The sequence below is a fragment of the Proteus faecis genome, from assembly GCF_030286765.1.
GTDB classification, from domain to species: Bacteria; Pseudomonadota; Gammaproteobacteria; order Enterobacterales; family Enterobacteriaceae; genus Proteus; species Proteus faecis.
Genome location: NZ_JASVWV010000020.1, coordinates 1 through 14,150 on the forward strand (window position 1 = coordinate 1; position 14,150 = coordinate 14,150).

At 40.3% G+C, this 14,150-nt stretch carries 14 protein-coding genes and 1 riboswitch; of the genes, 8 read left to right on the plus strand and 6 right to left on the minus strand.

From position 1 onward, the window contains the following. Positions 1-479: 479 nt before the first annotated feature. Together purH and purD are read left to right on the plus strand one after the other, a co-directional pair. Positions 480-2,069, plus strand: coding sequence for a bifunctional phosphoribosylaminoimidazolecarboxamide formyltransferase/IMP cyclohydrolase (purH, locus tag QSH13_RS16920; RefSeq protein ID WP_286039391.1), 1,590 nt, complete (start codon positions 480-482; stop codon positions 2,067-2,069). A gap of 12 nt (positions 2,070-2,081) precedes the next feature. Next, a complete protein-coding gene (gene purD / locus QSH13_RS16925) occupies positions 2,082-3,371 on the plus strand; it encodes a phosphoribosylamine--glycine ligase (protein WP_286039392.1) in 1,290 nt (429 codons plus the stop codon). Positions 3,372-3,393: 22 nt separating this feature from the next. On the opposite strand, the gene QSH13_RS16930 is transcribed toward purD, so the two are convergent. The 6 genes from QSH13_RS16930 to nudC all read right to left on the minus strand — a co-directional run bounded on the left by QSH13_RS16930 (position 3,394) and on the right by nudC (position 7,837). After that, positions 3,394-4,086, minus strand: coding sequence for a DUF1481 domain-containing protein (locus QSH13_RS16930; protein ID WP_109396509.1), 693 nt, complete (start codon positions 4,084-4,086; stop codon positions 3,394-3,396). A 14-nt stretch (positions 4,087-4,100) separates the two neighbouring features. Beyond that, positions 4,101-4,373 (minus strand): HU family DNA-binding protein, encoded by a 273-nt coding sequence (locus tag QSH13_RS16935; RefSeq protein WP_004246922.1) that lies wholly within the window; start codon positions 4,371-4,373, stop codon positions 4,101-4,103. A gap of 190 nt (positions 4,374-4,563) precedes the next feature. Continuing rightward, positions 4,564-5,154: a YjaG family protein gene (locus tag QSH13_RS16940; protein ID WP_286039393.1), complete on the minus strand. Its 591-nt coding sequence runs from the start codon at positions 5,152-5,154 to the stop codon at positions 4,564-4,566. A gap of 74 nt (positions 5,155-5,228) precedes the next feature. Then, complete coding sequence (gene nfi, locus QSH13_RS16945) at positions 5,229-5,897, minus strand: deoxyribonuclease V (protein ID WP_109396513.1); 669 nt, start codon at positions 5,895-5,897, stop codon at positions 5,229-5,231. Next, positions 5,890-6,963, minus strand: a complete 1,074-nt coding sequence (gene hemE / locus QSH13_RS16950) for a uroporphyrinogen decarboxylase (RefSeq protein ID WP_109396515.1) — start codon at positions 6,961-6,963, stop codon at positions 5,890-5,892. Before hemE ends, nfi begins: the two co-directional genes overlap by 8 nt. A gap of 88 nt (positions 6,964-7,051) precedes the next feature. Next, on the minus strand, positions 7,052-7,837 hold the full coding sequence (gene nudC, locus QSH13_RS16955) for an NAD(+) diphosphatase (RefSeq protein WP_109396536.1): 786 nt from the start codon (positions 7,835-7,837) through the stop codon (positions 7,052-7,054). Between the two features lie 250 nt (positions 7,838-8,087). Next, a riboswitch (TPP riboswitch) is annotated at positions 8,088-8,210 on the plus strand. A gap of 140 nt (positions 8,211-8,350) precedes the next feature. On the opposite strand from nudC, the gene thiC reads away from it, so the two are divergent. The 6 genes from thiC to thiH are packed head-to-tail and all read left to right on the plus strand — an operon-like array spanning position 8,351 to position 13,773. Further along, positions 8,351-10,303, plus strand: a complete 1,953-nt coding sequence (thiC, locus tag QSH13_RS16960) for a phosphomethylpyrimidine synthase ThiC (protein ID WP_286039394.1) — start codon at positions 8,351-8,353, stop codon at positions 10,301-10,303. Next, positions 10,287-10,934, plus strand: a complete 648-nt coding sequence (thiE, locus tag QSH13_RS16965) for a thiamine phosphate synthase (RefSeq protein WP_109396518.1) — start codon at positions 10,287-10,289, stop codon at positions 10,932-10,934. Before thiC ends, thiE begins: the two co-directional genes overlap by 17 nt. Then, positions 10,928-11,677 (plus strand): HesA/MoeB/ThiF family protein, encoded by a 750-nt coding sequence (locus QSH13_RS16970; RefSeq protein ID WP_286039395.1) that lies wholly within the window; start codon positions 10,928-10,930, stop codon positions 11,675-11,677. The genes thiE and QSH13_RS16970 overlap by 7 nt, the downstream gene beginning before the upstream one ends. Next, a complete protein-coding gene (gene thiS / locus QSH13_RS16975) occupies positions 11,674-11,874 on the plus strand; it encodes a sulfur carrier protein ThiS (RefSeq protein WP_109396522.1) in 201 nt (66 codons plus the stop codon). The genes QSH13_RS16970 and thiS overlap by 4 nt, the downstream gene beginning before the upstream one ends. 1 nt (position 11,875) lies before the next feature. Next, entirely contained in the window at positions 11,876-12,655 is a 780-nt protein-coding gene (locus QSH13_RS16980; protein ID WP_235376184.1) for a thiazole synthase, read from the plus strand. Continuing rightward, a complete protein-coding gene (thiH, locus tag QSH13_RS16985; RefSeq protein ID WP_109396526.1) occupies positions 12,655-13,773 on the plus strand; it encodes a 2-iminoacetate synthase ThiH in 1,119 nt (372 codons plus the stop codon). Before QSH13_RS16980 ends, thiH begins: the two co-directional genes overlap by 1 nt. The last annotated feature ends 377 nt before the right edge of the window (positions 13,774-14,150 follow it).

The following is a 14,150-nucleotide window of genomic DNA, read 5'->3' on the forward strand; positions in this document are numbered from 1 at the left end:
ATAATTTGTTAAAGAGCAGTGCAACATTCGCTGCCGTTTCCGGTCTTCTGCGTTGTTGCGAGGAGGTGCATTCTACATCTTCCTCATTCAGTGTCAAGCGTTTATTTTCAAGGCTTTTCACTTTTTTCTTTGTTCTCTCGGCTAACTCACTTAGCGTGGTTTGCCGTGACAACGAGGACGCATTATAGGGAGTTTTCTGAGGCTGGCAATAGTTTTTTTAAGAAAAAAAATCGTTTGCTTAATTCCACAGCAAAACCCCCACTTATACGCACTTATCAACAATTTTATCCACAGAGCATCTTTTTACATAAAATTAGCATGTCAAACGCAAACGTTTGCGTTATTATAGCGGTTGATTAAGCAAGATTGATTTTGTGTTCATCTTCTGAAATGTTAGTTAAGCAAACACAATTTCACTGTATTAATGTGATTTAACTTCTCCATTACTACCGTTATACAAACCCCAAGGGATAAAACTCATGCAACATCTTCGTCCTATCCGCCGTGCGCTTTTAAGTGTGTCTGATAAAGCAGGTATTTTAGAATTTGCTAAAGCACTTGTTGAAAGAGAAGTAGAACTCTTATCTACAGGTGGAACCGCACGTCTATTAGCAGAAGCTGGCTTACCGGTTATTGAAGTCTCCGATTACACAGGTTTCCCAGAAATGATGGATGGCAGAGTGAAAACGCTGCACCCTAAAGTACATGGTGGAATTTTAGGTCGCCGTGGGCAAGACGATGCAATTATGAAAGAACATGACATTCGCCCTATCGATATGGTCGTCGTCAATCTTTATCCTTTCGCTAAAACAGTAGCCCGCCCAGATTGCTCATTAGCAGATGCTGTGGAGAATATCGATATTGGTGGACCAACTATGGTTCGCTCCGCCGCGAAAAATCATAAAGACGTTACGATTGTCGTAAATAGTAATGATTATGAAAGAGTGATTGAAGAAATGGATAATCACGAAAATAGTCTTACTTTAGATACACGCTTTGATTTGGCAATTAAAGCCTTTGAACACACAGCAGCTTACGACGGAATGATCGCTAACTACTTTGGTCAGAAGGTTGCACCTTATTATGGTGATACTTCACAATCATCAGGTGCTTTCCCTCGTACCTTAAATCTGAACTATATAAAGAAACAAGATATGCGTTATGGGGAAAATGCTCATCAACAAGCAGCTTTCTATATAGAAGAGAATATAGAAGAAGCATCTATTGCCACCGCAAACCAATTACAAGGCAAAGCGCTTTCTTATAACAATATTGCTGATACTGATGCCGCATTAGAATGTGTGAAATCATTTTCTGAACCTGCATGTGTTATTGTGAAACATGCAAATCCTTGTGGTGTAGCAATTGCGAATACGCTCACACAAGCATATGACAATGCATTTAAAACTGACCCAACCTCTGCATTTGGTGGCATTATCGCATTCAATCGTCCATTAGATGCAAAAACAGCAAGTGCAATCATCGAACGTCAGTTTGTTGAAGTGATCATTGCTCCTTCTATTAATGAAGATGCACTAGCAATTTTAGAAACGAAACCCAATGTTCGTGTATTAGCTTGTGGCCAATGGCAAGAAGCCAAACCCGCGTTAGATTTCAAACGTGTTAATGGTGGGCTGTTAGTTCAAGATCGCGACTTAGGAATGGTAAAAGAAGAGAACCTAAGAGTGGTCACTCAACGCCAACCAAGTGAACGAGAGCTTAAAGATGCACTCTTCTGCTGGAAAGTCGCAAAATTTGTAAAATCAAATGCCATTGTTTACGCTAAAAACGATATGACGGTCGGTATTGGTGCAGGACAAATGAGCCGTGTATATTCTGCAAAAATTGCGGGTATTAAAGCAGCTGATGAAGGTTTAGAAGTTGCAGGTTGTGCAATGGCATCAGATGCGTTCTTCCCATTTAGAGATGGTATTGATGCAGCAGCCCTTGCTGGTGTGACTTGTGTGATTCAACCTGGAGGCTCAATTCGTGATGATGAAGTGATTGCTGCAGCCAATGAACATAACATTGCAATGATTTTCACCAATATGCGTCACTTCCGTCATTAATAAGGTATTGATATGAAGATTTTGATTATTGGTAATGGCGGCCGTGAACATGCTTTAGCTTGGAAAGCAATTCAATCACCGCTTGCAACACAGGTTTTTGTTGCTCCAGGTAATGCGGGTTCTGCATTAGAAAATGGTGTTGAAAATGTCGATATTAGTGCAACAGATATTCCTGCATTAGTCGCATTTGCGCTCAAAAATCAAATTGATTTAACTATCGTAGGCCCTGAAGCACCACTGGTTATTGGTGTTGTCGATGCATTTAAAGAAGCAGGGCTAACCATCTTTGGTCCAACGAAAGGAGCCGCTCAATTAGAGGGGTCGAAAGCCTTCACAAAAGATTTTTTAGCTCGTCATAAAATTCCAACTGCGGATTATCAAAATTTTACAGAAATAGCACCTGCACTTGAGTACCTCAATAAAGTGGGCGTACCAATTGTTATCAAAGCAGATGGTTTAGCCGCAGGTAAAGGCGTTATTGTTGCAATGACACAAGCTGAGGCTGAAGCTGCAATTAAAGATATGCTGGCTGGTAATGTTTTTGGTGATGCAGGACATCGTATTGTTATCGAAGAATTTCTTGATGGCGAAGAAGCTAGCTTTATTGTTATGGTTGACGGTGAACATGTGATCCCAATGGCAACAAGCCAAGATCATAAACGTGTTGGTGATGGAGATACTGGCCCTAACACTGGGGGAATGGGCGCATATTCACCTGCGCCTGTTGTTACACCAGAAATCCACCAGCAAGTAATGGAAAAAATCATTTATCCAACAGTAAAAGGGATGGCTTCGGAAGGGCATCGTTATCAAGGTTTCCTTTATGCAGGACTGATGATTGATAAACAAGGTATTGCTAAAGTTATTGAGTTTAACTGTCGTTTTGGTGACCCAGAAACTCAACCTATTATGATGCGAATGCAATCTGACTTAGTTGAACTCTGTTTAGCTGGCGCAAAAGGTAACTTAAAAGGTAAAGATTCCCATTGGGATCCTCGTCCAGCTTTAGGTGTTGTGATTGCAGCCGGCGGCTACCCTGCGAATTATCGTCAAGGCGATGTTATCGAAGGATTAACACCAACATCATCAACGACGGCAAAGGTATTTCAAGCGGGAACAACACTTAATAACAAAGGCGAAGTGGTCACTGCCGGCGGGCGAGTACTATGTGCAACAGCATTAGGTGATGATATCGAGCAAGCTCAAAAAAATGCTTATGCTTTAGCAAAAAGTATCCATTGGGATGGTAGTTTTTATCGCCATGATATCGGCTATCGAGCGATTGCACGCTTAAAGAAATAAATTAAACAGCAAAAGGGAGTGATCACAAGCTCTCTTTTGTTGGTTCCCATTTACAAAAATCGTGTTCTGCAACCATCAGTAATTGCTTACCCTCTGGTGAATCAAGCCAAGCAACATAAGAAGGCTTACTTGAATTGCGTGTTCTTGTTTTTAACCAGCGTTGTTCTGGGGCTTCAAATGAAACACTCACCTTCTCACCGGCACATGTTGTCATTGTATTTTGATACCAAACACCCTGTACTAAATTTACTTTCCCAATAGTAAGCGCGTCACTGATTTCACGCTCTTTGCTTGCAGCAAATACCATTCTTAAACGTTCATCTTCTGTTAATGCACGTTTTTGCTTCTGGCGTTCTTGTTGCATGAAAATAACTTCACCATGTTTATTTAAACGAAGGTGCCAAGATGAAGGATCGTTAGGATTAATAACTTCAGAGCGGATTTGCCAAAGCTTATTTTGACGATACTCATAGAATGTGATGACAGTTTCTGGCTTTTTATAAAAGCTATAAACACTCATGATAACTTGAGGTTCTGACACTTTATTATTTAAACGCCATAGACGTACAACACCTTCGTCCGCAATATAGCCTGTTGCAGAAAATTCAGGTAGTTGCACAGAAGAAGAGCAGGCGCTGAGCAAAAAAACAGATCCTATTGCTAACAGCCCCTGTCGTTTCAACAAAAGGGGAGTAAATCCCCCTCTATTGTTCATTCCGTTCAAAGGAATTATTTTACTGCGTCTTTCAGTGCTTTACCGGCAGTAAATGCAGGAACATTAGCTGCTGCAATTTTAATTTCTTTACCAGTTTGAGGGTTACGGCCAGTACGCTCTGCACGGTGATTCACCTTGAATGTACCGAAACCAACTAACTGTACAGAATCACCTTCTTTCAGAGCACCTGTTACTGAGTCGATAAACGCTTCAATAGCAGCTTTTGCTTGAGTTTTTGTCAGATCCGCTTTTTCAGCAACTGATTCGGTTAATTCAGCTTTGTTCATAAAATAGTCCTTAAAGTATGTTTTATCGTTTGAAAAACATCTGGTGAAAAAACTTAAATTATCTTTTTAAGAGGATAATTTAAGTAAAACACCTGAGCCACTTCTTTTCGTACCCAATGTAGAACATACACGGGGGTGATGTGAAGTCTTTAAACGTCGCTTTTCAAGCACTAAATCACGTTTTTCTGATTTAGTGCGTTAATTCTATACCGATATTGCTCATTCCAGCTTCACGAAGGTCTGCTCGTAGACCTTTGATCAGTTCAATATCTCTTTCTTCACATTCTACAAGTAGACGGTAAATTTCCCATTGGATATCGAACTCTTCAATAACAGCAGGTAGAGATCTAAGCTCTTCTTCATCCATTTCTCTTTCTGCTTGTGTCATTTCAAGTGAAGCAACTGTCCCTACTGATAATTTGCTCACTTCAATAGCGTGACTTAATGATTCACCACTTAAACGAGAGTGAACAATTTCACTAAGTGCAACACAGGCGTCAATCGCAGGATAAACACCATAAATCTCGAACTGAGATGCATCAGGAATAGCTTCTTCTAATTTCTCTAATTGAGAATCAAAATTAACCTTTGCATCTTTCACCGTTAAAGTTTCCCAAACCAGATCGAGAATACGGCGATAAAGCATTGGATCGGTAAAACCTGTTTCACGACAAAATACCTGATAATTTGGGTACATTCGTTCACACAGGCACGCCATAAACGTCAGGTGTTGCCAAGCTTCTAGCTTTTCTAAACGTAAATGGATCGGGTTCTTCAACATTCGTGATTACTCATTTTCTTAACTTAGGCGCAGTTTACCTGAAAATTAAAAATATCCACATATTTCCCGAACATTTAGAGCTTATTCTTATTCAACTGCTCAAATAATCGCCTATTTGAAGCAATACCATCAGCCCAACGCGTTGGTTCTGGCAATCGATATCCTTTCATACACAACTCAACCCACTGCAAAGCGCCTTCCATACTCACTTTATGACCCGGAGAAATATACAGGGGTTTACATTTTTTCTTACTACGATAAATCCACCCTATTTGCTCATTTTTATCCATTAACGGCTCATGGCTCCCCATCTCTTCATTAACTGCTTTATCAATGCCACATAAACGACTTTTTGCCACACCAATAGTTGGTGTATCCACTAATAAACCAAAATGGCTTGCAACACCTAGCCTCCTAGGATGAGCAATGCCTTGCCCATCGACAAAAATAAGAGAAGGCTTTTGTTTGATTAATTGCCAAGCTGCCAGTAACGCAGGGCACTCTCTAAATGAAAGCAAACCAGGAATGTAAGGAAGAGTTGTAGGTATTCGAGCAATCTGGTATTCAAGAATTTTAAAAGAAGGGTAATGCATTATCACGATAGCGGCGCGAGTCACTGCGCCGCCGTCTTCAAAACCAACGTCAGCACCTGCTATGTAAATTGGTGCTGTGAGTTGGTCTGTTAAAATAATCTGTTGAGCTTTTTCTGTCTGCTCCTGACGTAATTGTTGGGTATTAATCATTATCCTGATGATAAGGCTTCGATAAACGGTGAACCGCATCAATAAATGCACCAGCATGTTCAGGTGGAACATCTTGATGAATACCGTGCCCAAGATTAAAGACATGACCATTGCCTTTACCAAACCCAGCAAGAATAGTTTCAACTTCTTGTTCTATTCTTGCTGGCGGTGCATACAGCATAGAAGGATCCATATTACCTTGTAGCGCAACTTTATCCCCCACTCGACGACGTGCATCTTCAATATCAATCGTCCAATCAAGTCCTAATGCATCGCAACCTGTCGCCGCCATCGCTTCTAGCCAACGACCACCACCTTTGGTAAATAAAGTGACTGGCACTTTCCTTCCATCATATTCACGAATAAGACCATCAACAATCTTATGCATATAGTGTAATGAGAAGAGTTGGTAATCACGCCCTGTCAGCACACCACCCCATGTATCAAAGATCATGATAGATTGTGCACCCGCTTTAATTTGAGCATTCAAATACAGAATAACGCTATCTGCCAGTTTATCCAGTAATAGATGTAGTGCTTGAGGATCTGAATACATCATTTTTTTTATTTTTGTGAAGGCCTTACTACTTCCACCTTCAACCATATAGGTTGCTAATGTCCAAGGACTTCCCGAAAAACCAATTAATGGCACACTGCCTTGCAATGCATGACGGATAGCACGTACTGCATTCATCACATATCCCAATTCATCTTCTGGATCAGGAATAGGCAATTTTTTTATATCATCAAGATTATTTATTGGTGATTTAAAACGAGGACCTTCACCGGTTTCAAAGTAAAGGCCTAATCCCATTGCATCAGGAATAGTTAAAATATCAGAAAATAAAATAGCAGCATCTAAAGGAAACCGTCTTAAAGGCTGTAATGTCACTTCACATGCTAATTCTGTGTTCTTGCACAATGAGATGAAATCCCCCGCTTGTGCCCGTGTTTCCTTATATTCAGGAAGATATCTGCCTGCCTGACGCATCATCCAAACTGGGGTGACATCAACAGGTTGGCGCAACAGCGCACGTAAATAGCGGTCGTTTTTCAACTCACTCATGACTAACTCCATTAACAGTAATAGGGCCGCAAAATAGCATGCATTGTAACATGCTGGAAAAATAACTGTTGGCAGACAGCGCCTTTATTTAGTTCTTCTCTTTATCTTGTCGAATATTGGCTATCGTATCTTCTATCAAACGTCTGGCGATAGTATCTGGCGGTGGGATCTGCGGTAATTGATCGTAGCGATACCAACCCGCACTCATTAATTCAGAAGGATCATGACGTAATTCACCACCATCATAATCAGCTAAAAAGCCCATCATTAAAGAATGAGGAAACGGCCAAGGCTGAGAAGATACATAGCGAATATTGCGAATGCGAATATTGCTCTCTTCAAACACTTCACGGGCTACGGCTTCTTCTAATGTTTCACCAACCTCAACAAAGCCAGCGAGTACAGTGTAAAGAGGTGAATGTTTATGTCTAACATGATGTGCTAACAAGATTTTATCTTCATGGCGAATACCCACAATAATACAAGGGGCAATTTGCGGATAATAGCGTTCATGACAGTTATCGCATAAACATGCCCATTCACTCTCACTATGGCGCATTTTAGAACCACAATAACCACAAAAACGGTGGGAACGATAAAACTCAGCCAGTTGGACACCACGGCCGACTAATTTAAATAAGTTTTCATCTTGTGAGGCGATAAGTCTTGGTGAACACATATCGTTATCCATTTTTCCATGAATAAGCCAAACTGTTTCACCCTGCCATTCACCCACAATTTTGGCGTGCTGACCAATGAGATCCCAATCTTTAGCTAAGCCAAATGGAAGTTCACCTTTAGGTAACCACACTCGCCCACCAAGACTGACTGTCCACCAGCCCTTTTCTAAGCCTGTTAATGTATATAAATGCATAACGACCATTCTATCCAAAATAATGATATAGAATAAAGGATACTCTCTTTAACAAGAACCACTCAATGAATTATGACGTTCTTCTCTTATCTATTAATATTTTCTCACTCAAACCAATAAATTATATTAATGTTACTGAGAGTGATCATTATTTAAATCCCCCCAGAAAAAGGTGAAAATACCAACAGCGGAATTTCAATAAATAACCCATGTCGGACTTGTAGTTTTTAAAATCTTTCATATACTGGACATCTTCTTGTCGGAGTGCCTAGTGTTTATAAGGCTATTATAAACACAGGCTGAGACCGTTAATTCGGGATCCGCGGAACCTGATCGGGTTAATACCCGCGAAGGGAACAAGAGTGATTCGACCTTTTGATAGCTTTATTACGTATATTTTTTACACTCCCATATACACCTATCTGTCGATACTCCCTGCGACCTCCAGACAAGCATTTTTCTCAATATTCACCCGACAGGCTACCGCCTGCATGATATTTATTAGGAAATGCTATGTCCCAAAATCAAACTATATCCGTCAAAGATATTTCACCAACAAACAACAAACAGCGCCCACGAAAAGAACAGCGTGATGCTGCTCAAGAGTTTATCAGCACCATTCAAGGCGTAAGTTTTCCAAATTCAAACCGCATTTACCTCGAAGGCTCACGTACTGACATTAAGGTACCAATGCGTGAGATCCAACTTGATAAAACGCTAGTAGGAGGATCAAAAGACTCCCCTATTTTTGAAGAGAATGAACCCGTACCCGTATATGACACATCAGGCCCTTATGGTGATCCCGCGTCTCAACTTGATGTTAATCTTGGATTAAAAAAAATACGCCAACCATGGATTGATGAGCGCAATGATACGGAAACTCTTTCACTTTTAAGTTCAGATTTCACCCAACAACGCCTTTCTGATGCTGGATTAGAACATCTGCGCTTCCCGTTAAAACCAAGCCCTAAAAAAGCGCTAAATGGCAAACGTGTTACACAGTTACATTATGCACGCCAAGGCATTATTACGCCTGAAATGGAGTTTATTGCTATTCGTGAAAATATGGGGCGTGAGAGAATTCGTAGCGAAGTTTTACGCCAACAGCATGCAGGATTTAGCTTTGGTGCTCATCTTCCTGACAACATTACTCCTGAGTTTGTGCGCCAAGAAGTTGCAGCTGGTCGAGCAATCATTCCTGCCAATATCAATCACCCAGAATCAGAGCCAATGATTATTGGGCGAAATTTCTTAGTAAAAGTGAATGCCAATATCGGAAACTCTTCGGTAACCTCCTCTATTGAAGAAGAAGTTGAAAAACTAATTTGGTCTACACGCTGGGGAGCAGATACCGTAATGGATCTCTCAACCGGCCGTTATATTCATGAAACGCGTGAGTGGATCATTCGCAATAGCCCTGTTCCTATTGGTACAGTTCCAATTTATCAAGCACTTGAGAAAGTTAACGGTATTGCTGAAGATCTCTCTTGGGAAATATTCCGTGATACTTTGCTTGAACAAGCAGAGCAAGGGGTTGATTACTTTACTATTCATGCTGGTGTCTTATTACGTTATGTGCCAATGACCGCAAAACGCCTCACGGGTATTGTGTCTCGTGGCGGTTCAATAATGGCGAAATGGTGTTTATCACACCATAAAGAGAATTTCCTCTACGAACATTTCCGTGAAATCTGCGAAATTTGTACGGCTTATGATGTCTCCCTTTCGCTCGGCGACGGGCTAAGACCGGGTTCAATTCAAGATGCGAACGATGAAGCCCAATTTTCTGAATTACATACGCTAGGTGAACTGACAAAAATTGCATGGGAATATGACGTTCAAGTCATGATAGAAGGCCCTGGCCACGTTCCAATGCAGATGATCCGCCGCAATATGACAGAAGAATTAGAGCATTGTCATGAAGCACCTTTTTATACCTTGGGCCCACTAACGACTGATATCGCACCGGGTTATGACCATTTTACTTCAGGTATTGGTGCAGCAATGATTGGCTGGTTTGGTTGTGCGATGTTGTGTTACGTCACGCCCAAAGAACACCTTGGCTTACCTAATAAAGAAGATGTAAAACAAGGTCTTATTACTTATAAAATCGCCGCTCATGCTGCCGATTTAGCCAAAGGGCATCCTGGCGCTCAAATCCGTGATAATGCAATGTCAAAAGCGCGATTTGAGTTTAGATGGGAAGATCAATTCAATTTAGCGCTTGATCCTGAATCGGCACGTCAATATCACGATGAAACCTTGCCTCAAGCATCAGGAAAAGTCGCTCACTTCTGCTCAATGTGTGGACCTAAATTCTGTTCAATGAAAATAACGCAAGAAGTACGCGATTATGCGGCTGGTATGGAACAAATGTCTCAAGCCTTTAAAGAGCATGGCAGTGAGTTATACCACAGTGCAGAAATCACCAATATTGAGGTGACTGAAAATGAACAGATCCTCTAACACACCTTTTGCACCGACAGAAAAAAAGCTTGGGCTTTATCCTGTTGTTGATTCTGTTGAGTGGATCGAACGCCTGTTAAAAACAGGCGTTACCACCCTGCAATTACGCATAAAAGATAAACAACCAGACGATGTTGAACAAAAGATCATTGAAGCAATAAAACTAGGCAAACAGTATCAGGCAAGACTGTTTATCAATGATTATTGGCAACTCGCCATTAAACATCACGCCTACGGTGTTCATCTTGGTCAAGAAGATCTTGATATTGCTGACCTTAATGCCATTAAACAATCAGGATTACGTCTTGGTATTTCCACTCACGATGAAGCGGAATTACAAAGAGCGAAAATATTACGCCCATCTTACATTGCATTAGGGCATATATTTCCAACCACAACAAAAGATATGCCATCTAAACCTCAAGGTTTGAAGGCACTCAAGCATCAAGTAGCTCTGACACCTGATTTTCCAACTGTTGCTATTGGTGGGATCTCACTAGAAAGAGTGCCTGATGTTGTTGCTACTGGCGTTGGGAGCGTAGCCTTAGTCAGTGCAATAACAAAAGCACCAGATTGGCAACAAGTGACTCGTAAGTTATTAGAATTAGTAGAAGGAAAACCAGCATGCTAAATGATAATGATTTTATGCGTTATAGCCGACAAGTGATGTTAGAAGATATTGGCTTAGAAGGTCAAAATAAGCTTCAACAAGCAAAGGTACTGATTGTTGGTCTGGGTGGATTAGGCTCTCCTGCTTCTCTTTATCTTGCAGGTGCAGGCGTTGGCGAACTTATTTTAGTTGATGATGATGAATTGCATGTTTCTAATCTACAACGTCAAATTCTTTATCGTACTCAAGATATTCCTGATGCAAAATCAGAGGTCGCAAAGCAGACTCTACTTGCATTAAATCCGGATATAAAAATTACCTCTTATAAACAACGTATTAATGATGATTCATTATATAAATTAGTTAAAGAGGTCGATTTAGTTTTAGATTGCACAGATAACATGCTCACACGCCAAGCGATTAACCGTGCTTGTGTCACACAGCAAACTTCGCTTATCAGTGGCAGTGCTGTAGGGTTTAGTGGCCAACTAATGGTGTTTGAACCACCTTTTACTTATGGCTGCTATCACTGCCTGTATCCTGATGAAACTGAACCACAAAGAAACTGCAAAACAGCCGGAATTCTAGGTCCTGTTGTGGGTGTAATTGGTACACTTCAGGCACTTGAAGCAATTAAATTGCTATCTGGTTTACCCTGTTCTCTGAGTGGAAAACTTCGCCTTTTCGATGGTAGAAAACAAAATTGGAGTACTTTGCGTTTAACACCATCAAAAACATGTCCTGTTTGTCGAGGGGTAGCATGAACATCACCGTAAATGACGAACAATATTCTCTGGATATGCCTGTCACCATCTGTCAGCTCCTTATTCAGTTAGAGCAGCCACCAATTGGTGTGGCGCTTGCTATCAATGAAACGATTGTTCCCCGTGAAGACTGGGAAACACATTTTATAAATGATGGCGATACTATTCTTCTCTTCCAAGCAATTGCAGGGGGCTGATATGTTAAAAATTGCTGATACAACATTTACATCTAGACTATTTACAGGCACAGGGAAATTTGCAACACCAACACTAATGACAGAAGCTATTAAGGCTTCGGGTAGCCAATTAGTCACGATGGCCATGAAACGTGTAGATTTAAAAAATGGTAATGATGATTTAATCGCACCACTTAAATCATTAGGAGTAAAATTATTACCCAATACTTCAGGCGCAAAAACAGCACAAGAAGCTATTTTTGCGGCTCGTTTAGCCAAAGAAGCCTTTGGCACCCATTGGGTAAAATTAGAAATTCATCCTGACACCAAATATTTACTACCCGATCCTATTGAAACACTTAAAGCTGCGGAGCTCCTCGTTAAAGAAGGTTTTGTTGTCTTGCCTTATTGCAGTGCTGATCCTGTTTTATGTCGCCGTCTAGAAGAAGTTGGCTGTGCCGCTGTAATGCCTTTAGGTTCTCCTATCGGCTCCAATCAAGGTTTACAGACGCGTGATTTTTTACAAATTATCATTGAACAAGCCTCAATTCCTGTTGTTGTAGATGCTGGCATTGGTGCACCAAGCCATGCACTCGAAGCTTTAGAGCTAGGGGCTGATGCCGTATTGGTTAATACCGCAATTGCTGTTGCAAAAAATCCTATTCTAATGGCACAAGCATTTAAAACAGCGCTTGAGGCTGGTGAACTTGCTCGACAATCAGGGCTTGCTACAGCCACTTCCGTTGTAAATATGCAAGCACAAGCCTCTAGTCCATTAACTCAATACTTAGAGGCATTCTAATGGACACTTTTTCTGATTATTGGCAACAGCTTGATTGGGATGACATTACATTAAAGCTCAATAGTAAAACCAATGCGGATGTTGAAGCCGCATTAAATCGCCACACGCTGACACTTGATGATTTTATGGCGCTGATTTCACCCGCGGGTCGCCATTATTTAGAGCCAATGGCACAACGCGCTCAACAATTAACGCGTCAGCGTTTTGGCAATGTCGTAGGATTGTATGTACCGCTTTACCTTTCTAATTTATGCGCAAATGACTGTACTTATTGTGGCTTTTCAATGAGTAATGCCATTAAACGTAAAACATTAAATGAAAGTGAGATCATTGCCGAATGTAATAGCATCAGACAATTAGGTTTTGATAGCTTGTTATTAGTGACTGGAGAACATCAAAGAAAAGTGGGTATGGATTATTTTCGCCAATATATCCCTCTTATTCGAGAAAATTTCAGTTCATTAATGATGGAAGTTCAACCTCTTGCTACAGAAGAATATGCAGAATTAAAAACACTCGGTATTGATGGCGTGATGGTTTATCAAGAAACCTATCATGAACCAACCTATCAATTGCATCATCTAAGAGGTAAAAAACAGGACTTTCATTGGCGACTACAAACACCAGATAGATTAGGGCAAGCTGGAATTGATAAAATTGGGTTAGGTGCATTGATTGGTCTTTCAAACCAATGGCGTAGCGATTGTTATATGGTGGCAGAACATCTCTTATTTTTACAAAAACGCTATTGGAAAAGCCGTTACTCAATCTCTTTTCCTCGTTTACGCCCTTGTGCTGGTGGACTAAGCCCCGCATCAGTAATGAGTGAAGCGGAATTAGTGCAATTGATCTGTGCTTTTCGTATTTTGGCACCTGATGTTGAGCTTTCACTTTCAACCCGTGAATCTCCTTATTTTCGTGATAATACAGTGCCATTAGCTATTAATAACATTAGTGCGGGTTCTAAAACTCAACCCGGTGGATATTCTGATAGCCATGAAGAATTAGAACAATTCTCGCCTAATGATAATCGCCATGTTAATGATGTGATTAACGCATTAAAAGAACGAGGATTACAACCCGTTTGGAAAGACTGGGATAATTACTTGGGTCGTTAATTAAAGTTTAAATAATATAAAACCGCCTTTAGTTTATTTAATTACAATAACAAAGGCGGTTTTTATTATATTTTAGATAAAAATTTAATAATTTAATTCCAATCAAACAAAAATAAAACATATCTATTTATTATTAGGTTTCACTCAAATTCGATAGTTAATTACAGTGATTTAAACTGTATTTAAACATCTTTATGATTAAATAAAGATAATTTTATAGGTGAAAAAAACGACCGAATTATGAGTATTAAGATCTTTTTAAAAGAAATGTTTGTCCTATATGTGCAAAAATGGATTGCCCTTTCTTAACTGAAAATAAATATGGAAAAGAGATGATGGAAGCTTATCGATCTGGCGATTTTGAAAGAGCAAAAAAT